This window comes from Streptomyces sp. NPDC041129 (assembly GCF_055592265.1).
In genome coordinates this window covers 441,498-457,747 of record NZ_JBVIYV010000005.1, presented here as the reverse complement: position 1 = coordinate 457,747, position 16,250 = coordinate 441,498, and the positions used below count along the sequence as shown (strand labels likewise).

Here is a 16,250-nt window from a genome sequence, read left to right as displayed (position 1 = left end):
CACAAGGACTGAGAGCACCGGGATGGCAGACCAGACCCACGTCCTGTTCGTCGAGGACGACGACGTCATCCGCGAGGCCACCCAGCTCGCCCTGGAGCGGGACGGCTTCGCGGTGACCGCCATGCCCGACGGGCTCTCCGGGCTGGAGTCGTTCCGGGCGAACCGGCCCGACATCGCGCTGCTCGACGTCATGGTCCCGGGCCTGGACGGCGTCAGCCTGTGCCGTCGCATCCGGGACGAGTCGACGGTGCCGGTGATCATGCTCTCGGCGCGCGCCGACTCCATCGACGTCGTCCTCGGCCTGGAGGCGGGCGCCGACGACTACGTGACCAAGCCGTTCGACGGCGCCGTGCTGGTCGCCCGGATCCGCGCGGTGCTGCGCCGCTTCGGGCACGCCGGCGGAACCACGCCCGGCTCCGGGGCCGCGGCGGACCCGAACGGCGGGCCGCTGGTCTTCGGCGAGCTGGAGATCGACACCGAGGGCATGGAGGTGCGCCGGGCCGGACGCCCGGTGGCACTCACCCCGACCGAGATGCGGCTGCTGCTGGAGTTCTCCGGGGCGCCCGGCACCGTGCTCTCCCGCGACAAGCTGCTGGAGCGGGTCTGGGAGTACGGCTGGGGCGGGGACACCCGGGTCGTCGACGTCCATGTGCAGCGGCTGCGCCAGAAGATCGGCCAGGACCGGATCGAGACGGTCCGCGGGTTCGGCTACAAGTTGAGGGCCTGAGCGGAGCGGGACATGCGGGGGATCATTCGGCGCCCGATGCGGCGCGTGGAACGCGCGGGGCTGCGGACCGGGCTGAGATGGAAGCTGAGCGCGGCGATCGCGCTGGTCGCCGGCCTGGTGGCGATCGCGCTCAGCCTCGTCGTGCACAACGCGGCCCGTGTCTCCATGCTGGACAACGCCCGTGACCTGGCCAACGCGCGGGTCCAGATCGCGCAGCGCAACTACGAGCTGGGCGGGCGGCCGAACTTCCCGAGCATCAAGATCGACGACCCGGAGCTGCCGCCCCCGCTGCGCGACAAGGTGATGGAGGGGCGCCGGGCCAGCTACGTCAGCGACCGCGGCGCCGGGCCGGACATCTGGGCGGCCGTGCCGGTCAAGGACGGGCATGTGCTCTCCCTGCACAGCAACTTCCCGGACCGCTCCACGGACGTGATGAAGGACCTCGACCAGGCGCTGGTCATCGGCTCCATCGCGGTCGTGCTCGGCGGCAGCGCGCTCGGCGTGCTGATCGGCGGGCAGCTCTCGCGGCGGCTGCGCAAGGCGGCGGCAGCGGCGGGGCAGGTCGCCAAGGGGGAGACGGACGTACGGGTGCGGGAGGCCATCGGCGGGGTCGTACGGGACGAGACCGACGACCTCGCGCGCGCGGTGGACGCCATGGCGGACGCGCTGCGGCAGCGCCTGGAGGCCGAGCGGCGGGTGACCGCCGACATCGCGCACGAGCTGCGCACCCCGGTGACGGGACTGCTGACGGCCGCCGAGCTGCTGCCGCCGGGACGCCCCACGGAGCTGGTCCTGGACCGGGCGAAGGCGATGCGCACCCTGGTCGAGGACGTGCTGGAGGTGGCCCGGCTGGACGGGGCCTCCGAGCGGGCCGAGCTGCAGGACCTCATGCTGGGCGAGTTCGTCGCCCGGCGGGTCGCGGCCAGGGATCCGGACATCACCGTACGGGTGGTGCACGAGTCGGAGGTCACGACCGACCCGCGCCGTCTGGAGCGGGTGCTGTTCAACCTCCTGGCCAACGCCGCCCGGCACGGCAGGCCGCCGGTGGAGGTCACCGTCGAGGGCCGGGTCATCCGGGTCCGCGACCACGGTCCCGGCTTCCCCGAGGGCCTGCTCGCCGAGGGGCCGAGCCGCTTCCGCACCGGCAGCAGGGACCGCGCGGGCCAGGGCCACGGCCTGGGCCTGACCATCGCGGCCGGCCAGGCCCGGGTGCTGGGCGCCCGGCTGACGTTCCGAAACGTACGCCCGGCCGGGGCGCCCGGACACATCCCCGCGGAGGGCGCGGTGGCCGTCCTGTGGCTCCCGGAGCACGCCCCCACCAACACGGGCAGCCATCCCATGCTGCCGCTGTCCGGCGGGCGTTAGGGCAGGCGCCGCCCACCGCCGCGGGCCCGGGCCGGCGGGCCCGGTCACCGGCGCCCGCCCGGCACGGCGAAGGCCCCCGGGGCGGACACCGCCGGGGGCCTTCGGACCGGGAGGGGCTCAGAGGGCCTCGGTCACCTCGGGCTTCTGGGGACCGCCCTTGAGCGGCACCTCCTTCACGAACAGCGCCGCGATCACCACGACGACCGCGATCACCGCGCCCAGCAGGAACGCCGAGTGCGTGCCGGCGGACACCGCGTGCTGGTACGCCTCCCGCGCCTGCACCGGAAGCTTCGCCAGGCTCGCCGCGTCGAGCTGCGCCGACTTCTGGGTGACCTTGGAGCCCAGGGCGCCGGCCTTCTCCGACATGACGTCCTGCACCCTGTGGTTGAACAGCGCGCCCATGACGGCCACTCCGAAGGAGGAGCCGAGCGTACGGAACAGGGTGGTGGAGGAGGACGCCACACCCATGTCCTGCATCTGCACGCTGTTCTGCGCCACCAGCATGGTGATCTGCATCAGGCAGCCCATGCCCGCGCCGAGTACGGCCATGTAGATGCCGGAGGTCAGCCGCGTGGTGTCGGTGTCCATCAGCGACAGCAGGTACAGCCCGACGATCATGAGCACGCCGCCGGCGATCGGGAAGATCTTGTAGCGGCCGCTGTTGGTGGTGACCCGTCCGGCCACCATCGAGGTCACCAGCATCGCGCCGAGCATCGGCAGGAGCAGCAGACCGGAGTTGGTCGCGGAGGCGCCCTGGACCGCCTGCTGGTACAGCGGCAGGAAGAGGGTGGCGCCGAACATCACGAAGCCGGTGATGAAGCCGATGACCGACATCAGGGTGAAGTTGCCGCTGCGGAAGATGTGCAGCGGCAGCACCGGCTCGGCGGCCCTGGTCTGCCAGAACACGAACCCGACCAGCGCGGCCACGCCGATGCCGATCAGCTCCATGATCCGCGCCGAGGTCCAGGCGTACTCGGTGCCGCCCCAGGTGGTGACGAGCACGATGGAGGTGATGCCGACGGTCAGCAGGACGACGCCGAGGTAGTCGATGCCCGCCTTGGACCGCTTCTTCGGCAGGTGGAGCACGGCGCTGACGAGCGCGAGCGCGACGGCGCCGAGCGGCAGGTTGATGTAGAAGGACCAGCGCCAGCCCCAGTTGTCGGTGATGGTGCCGCCGACCAGCGGGCCGCCGATCATCGCCAGCGCCATGACGCCGGCCATCATGCCCTGGTACTTGCCGCGCTCCCGCGGCGGGATCAGGTCGCCGATGATCGCCATGACGCCGACCATCAGACCGCCGGCGCCGAGGCCCTGCACCGCGCGGAAGCCGATCAGCTGACCCATGTCCTGGGCCATGCCGCTGAGCGCGGAGCCGATCAGGAAGATCACGATCGAGCTGAGGAAGGTGGCCTTGCGGCCGAACATGTCACCGAGCTTGCCCCAGATCGGGGTCGCCGCCGCGGTCGCCAGGGTGTAGCCGGTCACGACCCAGGAGAGGTGTTCGAGGCCGCCGAGCTCACCGACGATCGTCGGCATCGCGGTGCCCACGATCATGTTGTCCAGCATCGCGAGCATCATCGCGATCATGAGCGCGAGCAGCACCACCCGCACGCTCCTGGGCTGCTTCTCCTGCGGCTCCTCCGGTTGCCCGGGCTGTTTCCGGTCCGTCGTGACCGCTTGTGTGTCCGCCATCTCTCCCACTCCCCCCGACGGCCCCTTACTTGCCGCCCGGCTAGTTCACTACAGTGGGGGAAGGTAGACCCGCCACTAGCCGGTCGTCAAGTAAGTTTTGTGGGAGCGCGAGGAGTACGAGGATGGGCGTCACCATGGACGGCACCAAGCAGCAGCGCCGCGGCAACACCCGCCAGCGCATCCAGGACGTGGCGCTCGAACTCTTCGCCGAGCAGGGCTACGAGAAGACCTCCCTGCGCGAGATCGCCGAGCGTCTCGACGTCACGAAGGCGGCCCTGTACTACCACTTCAAGACGAAGGAAGAGATCATCGTCAGCCTCTTCGAGGATCTGACGCAGCCGATCGAGGACCTGATCGAGTGGGGTCGCAGCCGGCCGCACACGCTGGAGACCAAGCAGGAGATCGTGCGGCGCTACAGCCAGGCGCTGGCCGGCGCGGAACCGCTCTTCCGGTTCATGCAGGAGAACCAGGCGACGGTGCGGGAGTTGCGCATCGGCGAGTCCTTCAAGGACCGGATGCGCGGCCTCAGGGACATCATCATCGACCCCGAGGCCCAACTCGTCGACCAGGTCCGCTGCGTGAGCGCGCTGTTCACGCTGCACGCGGGGATGTTCGTGATGCAGGACCTGGAAGGCGACTTCGAGAAGAAGCGCGCGGCCGTCCTCGAAGTCGCCGTGGATCTCGTCACGCAGGCGCATCAAGGCGCCCACGGGGAGCGGTAGATCAGACCTTCAGGCCGTGGGCCTTCAGGAAGACAACCGGGTTGACCGCGGAACCGTAGTTCGGGGTGGTCCGGATCTCGAAGTGCAGGTGCGGGCCGGTGGAGTTGCCGGTGCTGCCCGAGAGGGCTATGTGCTGACCGGTCTTGACGACCTGGCCGACCTTGACGTCGATCCGGGACAGGTGCGCGTACTGCGAGTACGTGCCGTCGCCGTGCTTGATGACGACGGCGTTGCCGTAGGCGGGGCCGTCACCGGCGCCGTTGGGGCCGGCCTTGACGACGGTGCCGCCGTGCGCGGCGAGAACCTCGGTGCCGGTCGGGACGGCGAAGTCCTGACCGCTGTGCTTGTGCGCCCAGTGGCTGCCGTCCTGCATGAAGCTGGCGGACAGCGTGTACTTCTTCACCGGGTCGACCCAGGAGGCGGCCGACGGGGTGGCCGCGCTCGCGACGCCGGTTCCCACCACGGCCGTGGCGCCGATGCCGGCAGCCAGGACGGCGACGCGGGTGCGGAGCGAGGACGTACGCGAAGAACGGGACGTGAAGCGCTGGAACATCGAAACCTCGTGGGCTAGGGAACGGAGGAACCGTGCGACGTACTGGCGTTCGCCGCGCTGGCCATTCATTGGTAACCCACCACCTCAGTCCGCCACAAAGCCCTGCTTCTACGGCGGTACGTAGTAGAGAACACCAAAAGCGCATAGCCCTTGACAGACCCTGACTCTTCGGACATCACCACCGCTGACCTGCGGTTTCCTCGCCGCAGCGTCGAGGAAATGCCCTATTTTGCCCCGGTAGGGAATGTCACTAAGCCGGGTAGTAACGGGCATTTCCCCTGTGCGGCTTGTCACCGCGCAGGGGGGCTTGAGAGCGCCCGAGTGTGACGCGCGCTACTCGCTTGGCCGGTACGGAAGTTGGCGATCCGGGGCGGATCCGGGACCTGGCGCTCCGTCAGCCGGCCCCGGGCGCCCCGCGAAATGTGACGCAGACCCCTGTACGACTACCGTTCGGTAACCCTACGGTTCCTCTCGCGCCACCCTCAGCACTGATCATGCCCCTGACAGTCCACCGTTCTGGCCGTTCAGTACGGACGTGAGAGGACCCCCACCGATGACCAGACGCCCCTGGGCGCGCCGCACCACCGTCACCGCCGTCTCCGTGGCCGCGCTCGCCGCGCTGGCCGCACCGGCCGAGGCCGCGACCACCAGCGGTTCCTCCGCGAAGGTCGACTACACCACCTGGCAGAAGGACTGCCAGGCCGTGATGGGGCAGGCCCTGCCCTACCTGAAGGACCGGATCGCCGCCGCCAAGCCGGGCGAGAAGCAGGCGATCGTCTTCGACATCGACAACACCACCCTGGAGACCGACTTCGGCTTCAGCTACCCGCAGCCGGCCAACAAGCCGGTCCTGAACGTCGCCCAGTACGCCCAGGAGCACGGCGTCAAGCTCTTCTTCGTCACCGCCCGCCCGGGCATCATCTACTGGCCGACCGAGTACAACCTCGACCACGACGGCTACGACGTCTCCGGCCTGTACGTACGTGGCCTGATCGACCTCTTCAAGGACGTCGCCGCCTACAAGACCGCCCAGCGCGTGGACATCGAGAACCAGGGCTACACGATCATCGCGAACATCGGCAACAGCGCCACGGACCTCTCGGGCGGCCACGCGGAGAAGACGTACAAGCTGCCGGACTACGACGGCCAGCTCTCCTGACGACGGGAAAAGGGGCTGCCCCGGGACCGAAGTCCCGGGGCAGCCCCTTTTCGTCCGTCGCGACCCCGGAGGGTTACGCGTCCTTGCTCAGGTTCGGCCCGCCACCGCCGGCCGCCTGCTCGATCGGCGGGACGTCGGGCAGAGCCGACTTCTCCTCGCCGCGGAAGGTGAAGGTCTGGGACTCGCCCTCGCCCTCGGTGTCCACGACCACGATGTGGCCGGGGCGCAGCTCGCCGAAGAGGATCTTCTCCGAGAGCGTGTCCTCGATCTCGCGCTGGATCGTGCGGCGCAGCGGCCGGGCGCCCAGCACCGGGTCGTAACCCTTCTTGGACAGCAGCTCCTTGGCGGTCTGGGACAGCTCGATGCCCATGTCCCGGTCCTTGAGGCGCTCGTCCACCTTGCCGATCATCAGGTCGACGATCCGCAGGATGTCCTCCTGCGTCAGCTGCGGGAAGACGACCACGTCGTCGACGCGGTTGAGGAACTCGGGGCGGAAGTGCTGCTTGAGCTCGTCCGACACCTTGTTCTTCATGCGCTCGTAGTTGGACTTCGTGTCGCCCTGGGCCGCGAAGCCCAGGTTGAAGCCCTTGGAGATGTCCCGGGTGCCGAGGTTGGTCGTCATGATGATGACCGTGTTCTTGAAGTCCACGACCCGGCCCTGGGAGTCGGTCAGGCGACCGTCCTCCAGGATCTGCAGCAGCGAGTTGAAGATGTCCGGGTGGGCCTTCTCGACCTCGTCGAACAGGACGACGGAGAACGGCTTGCGGCGGACCTTCTCGGTGAGCTGGCCGCCCTCTTCGTAGCCCACGTAGCCGGGGGGCGAACCGAACAGCCGCGACACCGTGTGCTTCTCGCTGAACTCCGACATGTCGAGGGAGATCAGCGCGTCCTCGTCGCCGAAGAGGAACTCGGCGAGGGCCTTGGACAGTTCGGTCTTACCGACACCGGACGGGCCGGCGAAGATGAACGAACCACCGGGGCGCTTCGGGTCCTTCAGACCGGCACGCGTACGGCGGATCGCCTTCGACAGCGCCTTGACGGCGTCGACCTGGCCGATGACCCGCTTGTGGAGCTCGTCCTCCATGCGGAGCAGACGCGAGGACTCCTCCTCGGTCAGCTTGAAGACCGGGATGCCGGTGGCGGTCGCGAGGACCTCGGCGATCAGCTCGCCGTCGACCTCGGCGACGACGTCCATGTCGCCGGCCTTCCACTCCTTCTCCCGCTTGGCCTTGGCGGCCAGGAGCTGCTTCTCCTTGTCGCGCAGGGAGGCGGCCTTCTCGAAGTCCTGCGAGTCGATCGCGGACTCCTTGTCCCGGCGGACGCCGGCGATCTTCTCGTCGAACTCGCGCAGGTCCGGCGGAGCGGTCATCCGGCGGATGCGCATCCGGGAGCCGGCCTCGTCGATCAGGTCGATCGCCTTGTCCGGGAGGAAGCGGTCCGAGATGTAGCGGTCGGCCAGGGTGGCCGCCTGCACCAGCGCCTCGTCCGTGATGGAGACCCGGTGGTGGGCCTCGTACCGGTCACGCAGACCCTTGAGGATCTCGATCGTGTGCGGCAGGGACGGCTCGGCGACCTGGATGGGCTGGAAGCGGCGCTCGAGGGCCGCGTCCTTCTCCAGGTGCTTGCGGTACTCGTCCAGGGTGGTGGCACCGATGGTCTGCAGCTCACCGCGGGCCAGCATCGGCTTCAGGATGGAGGCCGCGTCGATGGCGCCCTCGGCGGCACCCGCACCGACCAGCGTGTGCAGCTCGTCGATGAACAGGATGATGTCGCCGCGGGTGCGGATCTCCTTGAGCACCTTCTTCAGGCGCTCCTCGAAGTCACCGCGGTAGCGGGAGCCGGCGACCAGCGCGCCGAGGTCCAGGGTGTAGAGGTGCTTGTCCTTGAGGGTCTCGGGCACCTCGCCCTTGACGATGGCCTGGGCGAGGCCCTCGACGACGGCGGTCTTGCCGACGCCGGGCTCACCGATCAGCACCGGGTTGTTCTTGGTACGGCGGGACAGCACCTGCATGACCCGCTCGATCTCCTTCTCGCGCCCGATGACCGGGTCGAGCTTGGACTCACGAGCGGCCTGGGTGAGGTTCCGGCCGAACTGGTCGAGGACCAGGGACGTCGAGGGGGTGCCCTCGGCAGGGCCGCCGGCGGTGGCGGTCTCCTTGCCCTGGTAGCCGGAGAGCAGCTGGATCACCTGCTGCCGCACCCGGTTGAGGTCTGCGCCCAGCTTGACCAGGACCTGGGCGGCGACGCCCTCGCCCTCACGGATCAGGCCGAGCAGGATGTGCTCCGTGCCGATGTAGTTGTGGCCCAGCTGAAGGGCCTCGCGGAGCGAGAGCTCCAGGACCTTCTTGGCACGGGGAGTGAAGGGGATGTGGCCGGACGGGGCCTGCTGGCCCTGGCCGATGATCTCCTCCACCTGCTGGCGGACCGCCTCAAGCGAAATGCCGAGGCTCTCCAGGGCCTTAGCGGCGACACCTTCGCCCTCGTGGATGAGACCCAGGAGGATGTGCTCGGTGCCGATGTAGTTGTGGTTGAGCATCCGGGCTTCTTCCTGAGCCAGGACGACAACCCGCCGCGCGCGGTCGGTGAACCTCTCGAACATCGTTAATCGCTCCTCAGAGCGGTCAGGCAGTGGGGGGAACTTCCCCTCCCTGTCCTTCCGCAGCTTAGTCCCGCAAGCGGGGACCGCTCATTCCAACTGCCGACACCGTCGATGGCCTCCTGACCCCGAACGCCGACATCTGTCCCAACCCGATGGTGCGAGACGATGTTCCCGCAGGCCAGGCAGTTACCCCAGTCGCCAGTACGCCGATGGCGAACGTGAGACCGCCCGTCCTGCGTGTCGCCCCCTCCCACTAGGCATGTCTTACCCGCTGGGACTGACACTCCATGCCGCGTCCACCGGTTCCCTCCGCTACGGGCGAACAGCCTTGCGGCTGCCCGTGGCCCCGCGCACCCCTCTTTCCCGCACCCTGCGCGACGGGCGGAGCGCCCAGCGTAACCAGGGGCTCGTTTCGGGGGTTGCACCCGGTATGGCTGGCTCGGTCCCCGTGACCTCATCGGTCCCCCTTCCCCGTCGTCCGTTCGATCCGGTGCCGCCCGGCCCGTGGGCGGGCGGCGCGCCGGACGGCCCGGAGACCGGGGCCCGGCACTGGTACGAGAACGAGCTGGGCTGGCCGACCGTGCCCGGACGGCCGCCGATGCTGGTCACGGGGGTCCGATTCGACGTCCTGGACGTGCCGGCCGAGGCCGGCGCCCGTGCGCTCCGCCACCTCGGGCCGGGTTCCCCGGTGGCCCTGTGGGGCGAACGGATGCGGCTGCTGGTGGCCGCGGGCAGCGCGGAGGAGCTGCCGGGGGTGCTGGAGTGGCTGGAGTGGCGCGGGATCGCGCTCGATCTGCGGGCACTGGGTACGGGCGGCCTCACGGAGGCGCCTGCGCGGCCCGGAGAGGCCCGCTCAGGGGTGCTGCCGCCGGAGCGGGGCTTCGCCTGCGGGCACGGCCCGGTTTCCGTGCAGGGGGCCGCGGTCTGGCTGCGGCCCCCCGAGCCGGGGGGTGAGGCCGAGGCCTCGCTGCCGGCACTGCCGGCCGTGGGGGGCCCGACAGGCGCCCCCGATCTCGTACGACTGGTGGACACGCTGGCGACGCACTGCCACCGCGTCCGGCTGCGGCGCGCGAACGCCCGGCCGCCCGCCTGCCGGGGAAATCAGCCGTTGGCCTTCTCGTAAGCCTCGCGAATGGACGCGGGAACACGGCCGCGGTCGTTGACCTCGTAGCCGTTCTCCTTCGCCCAGGCGCGGATCGCCGCCGTGTCCTGGTTGCCACCGGAAGCGGCGCGTGCCTTTCCACGTGCGCCCGCGGCACGGCCTCCGGTACGACGACCGCCCTTCACATAGGGGTCGAGAAGGCCACGCAGCTTGTCCGCATTGGTGGTCGTGAGATCGATCTCGTACGTCTTGCCGTCCAGTGCGAACGTGACCGTCTCGTCCGCCTCGCCGCCGTCGAGGTCGTCGACAAGAAGGACCTGAACCTTCTGTGCCACCGGATTTCCTTTCATCGATAACGTTGAGGGCCAGGGTCTGTGCGGCGCCCGCCGTTTCGCCGCCCCTGTTATATGCAGTACTGCAGTACGTCGGAAAGCAAACCGCTTTTGCCGGAAAAACACAAACCCCTGGGAGAGACCCGGGGGCCCGCCACGGTCCGGAAACATGCGCGTTTCGGACATAGGGCACCGCGGCAATGACGATCACAGATGCAGAAGCATCCGGCTGTTGCCCAAGGTGTTCGGTTTCACTCGTTCGAGACCGAGGAACTCCGCGACGCCCTCGTCATAGGAACGCAACAGCTCCGCGTACACATCGGTGTCCACCGGCGTCTCACCGATCTCCACGAAGCCGTGCTTCTGGAAGAAGTCGACTTCGAAGGTCAGACAGAAAACACGGCGAACGCCGAGCCAGCGCGCGGTCTGCAGCAACTTCTCCAGCAACTGATGCCCGACACCGGCGCCCTTGAGACCCGGCTTCACCGCGAGAGTGCGGACTTCGGCCAGGTCTTCCCACATGACGTGCAGCGCGCCGCAGCCGACCACCTCGGCGTTGTCGTCGCGTTCCGCGACCCAGAACTCCTGGATGTCCTCGTAAAGGGTGACCATGGCTTTGTCGAGCAGGATGCGGTCGCGGACGTAGGCGTCGAGGAGGTGACGCACGACCGGGACATCGCTGGTCCGGGCCCGCCGGACGGTGATGGCTTTCGCGGGGACTTCGGGACGTTCTGCGGACATGAGCGGACGCTATCGCCCGGAGGTGTCCCCCGCCGCGCCGGGGTTCTGCTCTTCCCGCCGCTCTTCCCGCGCTTCGCGGGGTTCCGCGGCTTCCCGCGCCTGTACGGGTTCCGGTGCTTGTGCGGTTTCCGGTCCCTGGACGATGCGTACGGCGTCGCTGAGGGCCTGGCGCTGTTCCTCGCTCATCATCCCGAAGAAGGCGACGAGAGCGGCGGCCGGGTTGTCGCTCTGCGACCAGGCGTCGTTCATCAGCGCGGCGGCGTAGGCGGCGCGGGTGGAGACGGCCTCATATCGATAGGCCCGTCCTTCCGCCTCGCGGCGCACCCAGCCCTTCTGATGGAGATTGTCCAAAACGGTCATCACCGTGGTGTACGCGATGGACCGTTCCTGCTGGAGGTCTTCCAGGACTTCTCGAACGGTCACCGGGCGGTTCCACTTCCACACCCGCGTCATGACCGCGTCTTCGAGTTCTCCCAATGGGCGAGGCACAGCTCAGAACAATAGTGGGAGATTCCTCCGAAGGCCCGCCGGACGTGCACTTAGGCCGCCAAAGTGAACAAAAAGGGCGTACGACTCGGAAAGCACCAGGGTGCGCAGGAGTCGTACGCCCTGACGGCGTCCGGTGGGTGGGGCGGCTCAGGCGTCGCCGGCGGCGGGGGCCTCGCGACCGCCCTCCACGCGCGCGAGGGCGGCGTCGACGGCCGCGTCCTCCTTGGTCTTGGCGGCCCCGCCCTGGGTCTTCACGATCACCCTGACCACACCGATGAAGAACGCGGCCATGACGACCGGGGGCACGAGCGCGGAGACGTAGTCCATGACACCAGGGTAGCCACGCGGGCCGGGACGAAAGGGGCGGGGTGGGCGCAGCGGCCTCAGCCGGCGGCCAACTGCCGCGACTGCGCCGGGTCGGCGGGCGGCGTGGGCGGCTTGCGCCGCGGGAAGACCTCGCCCGGGGTCGGGACGGGGCGCTTCGGCGCGGGTTCTCCCGCCGGGCGCTCGGCGGGCCGGCCCGGCGGGGCTTGGCCGGGCTTCGGAGCGGGCTTCTGAGCGGGTTTCTCCTCCCCCTCGGCCGCCCGGGCCACGCTCTCCCCCGCGCCGCCCGTGAGGGCCAGCAGACGCGTCCTGGAGGGCGGCACGGCGGGCGCCGGGACCTTGCGCGCGCCCTGCGCGAAGCGGGCCCGTACGTCCTGCTCGGCGAGCGACCCGCAGCGCTCCAGCAGGGCGGCGGCCTTCGGGTTCCCGCGCAGCGCCCGCAGGGCGGCCAGATCGTCCGGCATCGGCCGGTACCCGGCGCCCAGCACCTCCTCCAGCAGGGCGAGGTAGCCGGCCGCGGTACCCGGCAGGGCGGCGCGGTACCGGTCGAGGTCGGCCACCAGGAAGGCGCGCAGCCGGGCCGCCTCGCGCATCGCCTCGTCCAGGGACGCGGCGAGACGGAAGCAGTCCTTGACGTCCTCGGCGGACGCTCGGCCGGGGTGAAGGGCGAGGGCGAGGGCACGGCGGAGCACACGCAGCTCCTGCGCACCGAACGCCATGCCGCCGCGGGATCCGTATGGCGTGGGCATGCGGCGACGCTACCGCTAATCGGACAAAAGTGACGGATCGGTGCGCTGTGTCGCCGCGTGTCTCCGCCCGGTTTCCCCCGACCGGTGTCACCCGGGCGTGTGAAGGGCTAGGACCGGCGCCCCATCGGGCGCCGGTCGCCTCACAGCCGCGACACGTTCCGCTCGTAGACCAGGCGCAGGCCGATCAGGGTCAGCCAGGGCTGGTGCTCGTCGATCACCGAGGACTCGCCCAGCACCACCGGCGCGAGACCGCCGGTGGCGATCACCGTGACCTCGTCGGGGTCGTCGGCCAGCTCCCGGGCCATCCGGCTCACCACGCCGTCGACCTGTCCGGCGAAGCCGTACACGACGCCCGACTGCATGGCCTCGACGGTGTTCTTGCCGATCACGTTCCGGGGCCGGGCCACCTCGATCTTCCTCAGCTGCGCGGCCCTGATCCCGAGGGCCTCCACCGAGATCTCGATGCCGGGCGCGATGACCCCGCCGACGTACTCCCCGCGCGCGGAGACCGCGTCGAAGGTGGTCGCCGTACCGAAGTCGACGACGATCGCCGGGCCGCCGTACAGCTCGTTCGCCGCGACCGCGTTGATGATCCGGTCGGCGCCGACCTCCTTGGGGTTGTCGAACTGGATCGGCACGCCGGTCTTCACGCCCGGCTCGACCAGCACCGCCGGCACGTCGCCGTAGTAGCGGCGGGTGACCTCGCGCAGCTCGTGCAGCACGGACGGCACCGTCGCGCAGATGGCGATGCCGTCGATGCCGTCGCCCAGGCCGTCGCCCAGCAGCGGGTGCATGCCCATCAGGCCCTGCAGCAGGACCGCCAGCTCGTCCGCGGTACGGCGCGCGTCCGTGGAGATGCGCCAGTGCTCGACGATGTCCTCGCCGTCGAACAGACCGAGCACCGTGTGCGTGTTTCCGACGTCGATCGTGAGCAGCATGGGCGTTACTCCGCCTCGCGCAGGTCCAGGCCGATGTCCAGGATCGGCGAGGAGTGGGTGAGGGCGCCGACGGCCAGGAAGTCCACGCCGGTCTCGGCGTACGCGCGCGCGGTGTCGAGGGTGAGCCGGCCCGAGGCCTCCAGCAGCGCCCGCCCGCCGGCGATCCCGACGGCCTCCGCGCACTCGCCCGGCGTGAAGTTGTCCAGCAGGACCAGGTCGGCGCCCGCCTCGACGACCTCGCGCAGCTGGTGCAGGGTGTCCACCTCGACCTCGATCGGCACCTCCGGGAAAGCCTCCCGCACGGCCTTGAAGGCCGGCGCCACACCTCCGGCGGCGACCACGTGGTTGTCCTTCACCAGGGCCGCGTCCGAGAGGGACATGCGGTGGTTCACTCCGCCGCCGCAGCGCACGGCGAACTTCTCCAGCGAGCGCAGCCCCGGAGTGGTCTTGCGGGTGTCGCGCACGCGGGCCTTGGTGCCCTCCAGGACGTCCGCCCACGCGCGCGTGGCGGTCGCGATGCCGGACAGCCGGCACAGCAGGTTCAGGGCGCTGCGCTCGGCGGTGAGCAGGTCGCGCGTGCGTGTGGTGACCGACAGCAGCCGCTGCCCGGCCTCGACGCGGTCGCCGTCCTCGACGTGCCGCTCGACCTCGAACTCGTCGGTGCAGACCACCGAGAGCACGGCCTCGGCGACCCGCAGGCCCGCCACCACTCCGGCCTCGCGCGCGGTGAAGTCGCCGGTGGCGACGGCGTCCTCGGGAATGGTCGAGTCGGTCGTCACGTCCACCCCACCGTCCAGGTCCTCCTGGATGGCGACGTTGGCGATGTCCTCGACCTCCACGGGGTCGAGTCCGGCGGCGGCCAGCAGTTCGGCGAGCGCGGGGTCGAGCCCGCACTCCAGGTACTCCTCGTCGCCCTCGGCGCCGCAGGCGCAGCCGTCGCCGCAGCCGCCGGTCGGGGCGAGGGGAAGGTCGTCGGTGCTCACTTGTGTCACTGCTCCTGGGAACGCTGGTCGGGCCGGGTAGGGGGGAAGTCTGCGGTGTCCGTGGTGTGTACGGCCAGTGACCGGTCCGGACCGAGCCGTACGACGATGTGGCGCCGCCAGTGGGCGTCGTCGCGCTCGGCGCGGTCCTCGCGCCAGTGGCAGCCGCGGGTCTCCTCGCGCCGCAGGGCGGCGGCGACCAGCACCCGGGCCACGCACAGGAGGTTGGTGGCCTCCCAGGTGTCGACACCGGGCTCGGCGGTCTTGCCGTTCTCCCGCAGGGCGTCGCGGGCCTCGCCGTGCAGCCGCTGGAGCTGGTCCGCGGCCCGCTGGAGCGACCGCTCCGAGCGGAGCACGCCGGCGCCCTCGGTCATGATCCGCTGAATGGCGAACCGGGACTCCGGGGCCAGCAGCGGGTGGGCAGGCGTCTCGGGGTGCGAGAGCCGCGCGGGCTCGCGCGCGGGGAGGCCGCCTCCCGCCCGGACTCCGGCGATGTCGGCGGCGATGCGCTCGGCGTAGACGAGGCCTTCGAGCAGGGAGTTGGAGGCGAGGCGGTTGGCGCCGTGCACGCCGGTGCAGGCGACCTCGCCGCACGCGTACAGGCCGGGCACGGTCGTACGGCCCCGGGCGTCGGTGCGGACGCCGCCGGAGGCGTAGTGGGCGGCCGGGGCGACCGGGACGGGCTCCGTCACCGGGTCGATGCCGTTGGCACGGCAGGCGGCCAGGATGGTCGGGAAGCGGTGCTCCCACATCTCGGCGCCGAAGTGCCGGGCGTCGAGGAACATGTGCTCGGCGTCCTGCTCCTGCATGCGGCGCGTGATGCCCTTGGCGACGATGTCCCGGGGCGCCAGCTCGGCCAGCTCGTGCTGCCCCACCATGAAGCGCACGCCGTCCCCGTCGACCAGGTGGGCGCCCTCGCCGCGCACCGCCTCGGAGACCAGCGGCTGCTGGCCCTCGGCGTCCGCGCCGAGGAACAGCACGGTCGGGTGGAACTGCACGAACTCCAGATCGCTGACCTCCGCGCCCGCGCGCAGCGCCAGCGCCACACCGTCGCCGGTCGACACCGAGGGGTTGGTGGTCGCGGAGAACACCTGGCCCATGCCGCCGGTCGCCAGGACCACCGCGGGGGCGTGCACCGCGCCCACGCCGTCGTGCTGGCCCTCGCCCATCACGTGCAGGGTGACCCCCGCCGTGCGGCCCTCGGCGTCGGTCAGCAGGTCGAGCACGAGCGCGTTCTCGACGGTGCGCAGGCCACGCGCGCGTACCGCCTCCACCAGGGCCCGGGAGATCTCCGCGCCGGTGGCGTCGCCGCCCGCGTGCGCGATACGGCGCCGGTGGTGGCCGCCCTCGCGGGTGAGCTCGATGCCGCCCTCGTCGTCGGTGTCGAAGTGGGCGCCGGTGGAGATCAGCCGCCGCACGGCGTCGGGGCCCTCGGTGACGAGGATGCGCACGGCCTCCTCGTCGCACAGGCCCGCGCCCGCCACCAGGGTGTCCCCGAGGTGCTGCTCGGGGGTGTCGCCCTCGCCGAGGGCGGCGGCGATGCCGCCCTGCGCCCAGCGCGTGGAGCCGTCGTCGAGGCGGGCCTTGGTGACGACGACGGTCGTCAGGCCCGCGGCCTCGCAGCGCAGCGCCGCGGTCAGCCCGGCCACTCCGGAGCCGACGACGACCACGTCCGCGGAGATGCTCCACCCGGGTGCGGGCGCGTACAAGCGGGGGCGAGCGCGAAGCGCTCCCGCTTGAGGGTGGTGGCGGGCGACGGGCGGGCGTATGCCTGTGCT

General features: G+C 70.6%; 16 protein-coding genes. 5 read left to right on the top strand and 11 right to left on the bottom strand.

Going from position 1 to position 16,250, the window contains the following annotated elements; genetic code table 11:
- The first annotated feature begins 22 nt into the window (after positions 1 to 22).
- Positions 23 to 727 carry a two-component system response regulator CseB gene (gene cseB, locus ACZ6B1_RS20020; RefSeq protein ID WP_468780090.1) on the top strand — a complete coding sequence of 235 codons (705 nt, stop codon included), beginning with the start codon at positions 23 to 25 and terminating at the stop codon, positions 725 to 727.
- Between the two features lie 12 nt (positions 728 to 739).
- A complete protein-coding gene (gene cseC / locus ACZ6B1_RS20015; protein ID WP_468780088.1) occupies positions 740 to 2,092 on the top strand; it encodes a two-component system sensor histidine kinase CseC in 1,353 nt (450 codons plus the stop codon).
- A 117-nt stretch (positions 2,093 to 2,209) separates the two neighbouring features.
- Here cseC and ACZ6B1_RS20010 read toward each other — a convergent pair whose 3' ends face one another.
- Positions 2,210 to 3,784 carry an MDR family MFS transporter gene (locus tag ACZ6B1_RS20010; RefSeq protein ID WP_468780086.1) on the bottom strand — a complete coding sequence of 525 codons (1,575 nt, stop codon included), beginning with the start codon at positions 3,782 to 3,784 and terminating at the stop codon, positions 2,210 to 2,212.
- A 122-nt stretch (positions 3,785 to 3,906) separates the two neighbouring features.
- Here ACZ6B1_RS20010 and ACZ6B1_RS20005 point away from each other — a divergent pair, with 122 nt between their 5' ends.
- A complete protein-coding gene (locus ACZ6B1_RS20005; RefSeq protein WP_468780084.1) occupies positions 3,907 to 4,506 on the top strand; it encodes a TetR/AcrR family transcriptional regulator in 600 nt (199 codons plus the stop codon).
- A gap of 1 nt (position 4,507) precedes the next feature.
- On the opposite strand, the gene ACZ6B1_RS20000 is transcribed toward ACZ6B1_RS20005, so the two are convergent.
- Positions 4,508 to 5,059: a M23 family metallopeptidase gene (locus ACZ6B1_RS20000; RefSeq protein WP_468780082.1), complete on the bottom strand. Its 552-nt coding sequence runs from the start codon at positions 5,057 to 5,059 to the stop codon at positions 4,508 to 4,510.
- Between the two features lie 553 nt (positions 5,060 to 5,612).
- Here ACZ6B1_RS20000 and ACZ6B1_RS19995 point away from each other — a divergent pair.
- Positions 5,613 to 6,218 (top strand): HAD family acid phosphatase, encoded by a 606-nt coding sequence (locus tag ACZ6B1_RS19995; RefSeq protein WP_468780080.1) that lies wholly within the window; start codon positions 5,613 to 5,615, stop codon positions 6,216 to 6,218.
- 73 nt (positions 6,219 to 6,291) lie between these two features.
- Here ACZ6B1_RS19995 and ACZ6B1_RS19990 read toward each other — a convergent pair whose 3' ends face one another.
- Positions 6,292 to 8,817 (bottom strand): ATP-dependent Clp protease ATP-binding subunit, encoded by a 2,526-nt coding sequence (locus tag ACZ6B1_RS19990; protein ID WP_468780078.1) that lies wholly within the window; start codon positions 8,815 to 8,817, stop codon positions 6,292 to 6,294.
- Positions 8,818 to 9,247: 430 nt separating this feature from the next.
- Between ACZ6B1_RS19990 and ACZ6B1_RS19985 the strand changes: the two genes are divergently transcribed.
- Positions 9,248 to 9,940 carry an SCO3374 family protein gene (locus ACZ6B1_RS19985; RefSeq protein WP_468780076.1) on the top strand — a complete coding sequence of 231 codons (693 nt, stop codon included), beginning with the start codon at positions 9,248 to 9,250 and terminating at the stop codon, positions 9,938 to 9,940.
- Here ACZ6B1_RS19985 and ACZ6B1_RS19980 read toward each other — a convergent pair.
- The 8 genes from ACZ6B1_RS19980 to ACZ6B1_RS19945 all read right to left on the bottom strand — a co-directional run bounded on the left by ACZ6B1_RS19980 (position 9,919) and on the right by ACZ6B1_RS19945 (position 16,241).
- Entirely contained in the window at positions 9,919 to 10,254 is a 336-nt protein-coding gene (locus ACZ6B1_RS19980) for a histone-like nucleoid-structuring protein Lsr2 (RefSeq protein ID WP_468780074.1), read from the bottom strand. The genes ACZ6B1_RS19985 and ACZ6B1_RS19980 overlap by 22 nt on opposite strands.
- Before the next feature lie 204 nt (positions 10,255 to 10,458).
- On the bottom strand, positions 10,459 to 10,992 hold the full coding sequence (locus tag ACZ6B1_RS19975) for an amino-acid N-acetyltransferase (protein ID WP_199211445.1): 534 nt from the start codon (positions 10,990 to 10,992) through the stop codon (positions 10,459 to 10,461).
- Positions 10,993 to 11,001: 9 nt separating this feature from the next.
- Positions 11,002 to 11,445 (bottom strand): BlaI/MecI/CopY family transcriptional regulator, encoded by a 444-nt coding sequence (locus ACZ6B1_RS19970; protein ID WP_468780072.1) that lies wholly within the window; start codon positions 11,443 to 11,445, stop codon positions 11,002 to 11,004.
- A 183-nt stretch (positions 11,446 to 11,628) separates the two neighbouring features.
- Positions 11,629 to 11,808: a hypothetical protein gene (locus ACZ6B1_RS19965; RefSeq protein WP_468780070.1), complete on the bottom strand. Its 180-nt coding sequence runs from the start codon at positions 11,806 to 11,808 to the stop codon at positions 11,629 to 11,631.
- Between the two features lie 56 nt (positions 11,809 to 11,864).
- Entirely contained in the window at positions 11,865 to 12,524 is a 660-nt protein-coding gene (locus ACZ6B1_RS19960; RefSeq protein ID WP_468780151.1) for a hypothetical protein, read from the bottom strand.
- A 170-nt stretch (positions 12,525 to 12,694) separates the two neighbouring features.
- A complete protein-coding gene (locus tag ACZ6B1_RS19955) occupies positions 12,695 to 13,492 on the bottom strand; it encodes a type III pantothenate kinase (RefSeq protein WP_250402283.1) in 798 nt (265 codons plus the stop codon).
- A 5-nt stretch (positions 13,493 to 13,497) separates the two neighbouring features.
- Positions 13,498 to 14,475, bottom strand: coding sequence for a carboxylating nicotinate-nucleotide diphosphorylase (nadC, locus tag ACZ6B1_RS19950; RefSeq protein ID WP_351667264.1), 978 nt, complete (start codon positions 14,473 to 14,475; stop codon positions 13,498 to 13,500).
- Positions 14,476 to 14,480: 5 nt separating this feature from the next.
- Complete coding sequence (locus ACZ6B1_RS19945; RefSeq protein ID WP_468780149.1) at positions 14,481 to 16,241, bottom strand: L-aspartate oxidase; 1,761 nt, start codon at positions 16,239 to 16,241, stop codon at positions 14,481 to 14,483.
- Between the last annotated feature and the right edge of the window lie 9 nt (positions 16,242 to 16,250).

Coding starts and splice junctions, on each gene's coding strand:
- cseB (WP_468780090.1), top strand. CDS start 23: ATGGCAGACCAGACCCACGTCCTGTTCGTCGAGGACGACGACGTCATC.
- cseC (WP_468780088.1), top strand. CDS start 740: ATGCGGGGGATCATTCGGCGCCCGATGCGGCGCGTGGAACGCGCGGGG.
- ACZ6B1_RS20010 (WP_468780086.1), bottom strand. CDS start 3,784: ATGGCGGACACACAAGCGGTCACGACGGACCGGAAACAGCCCGGGCAA.
- ACZ6B1_RS20005 (WP_468780084.1), top strand. CDS start 3,907: ATGGGCGTCACCATGGACGGCACCAAGCAGCAGCGCCGCGGCAACACC.
- ACZ6B1_RS20000 (WP_468780082.1), bottom strand. CDS start 5,059: ATGTTCCAGCGCTTCACGTCCCGTTCTTCGCGTACGTCCTCGCTCCGC.
- ACZ6B1_RS19995 (WP_468780080.1), top strand. CDS start 5,613: ATGACCAGACGCCCCTGGGCGCGCCGCACCACCGTCACCGCCGTCTCC.
- ACZ6B1_RS19990 (WP_468780078.1), bottom strand. CDS start 8,817: ATGTTCGAGAGGTTCACCGACCGCGCGCGGCGGGTTGTCGTCCTGGCT.
- ACZ6B1_RS19985 (WP_468780076.1), top strand. CDS start 9,248: ATGGCTGGCTCGGTCCCCGTGACCTCATCGGTCCCCCTTCCCCGTCGT.
- ACZ6B1_RS19975 (WP_199211445.1), bottom strand. CDS start 10,992: ATGTCCGCAGAACGTCCCGAAGTCCCCGCGAAAGCCATCACCGTCCGG.
- ACZ6B1_RS19970 (WP_468780072.1), bottom strand. CDS start 11,445: ATGACGCGGGTGTGGAAGTGGAACCGCCCGGTGACCGTTCGAGAAGTC.
- ACZ6B1_RS19965 (WP_468780070.1), bottom strand. CDS start 11,808: ATGGACTACGTCTCCGCGCTCGTGCCCCCGGTCGTCATGGCCGCGTTC.
- ACZ6B1_RS19960 (WP_468780151.1), bottom strand. CDS start 12,524: ATGGCGTTCGGTGCGCAGGAGCTGCGTGTGCTCCGCCGTGCCCTCGCC.
- ACZ6B1_RS19955 (WP_250402283.1), bottom strand. CDS start 13,492: ATGCTGCTCACGATCGACGTCGGAAACACGCACACGGTGCTCGGTCTG.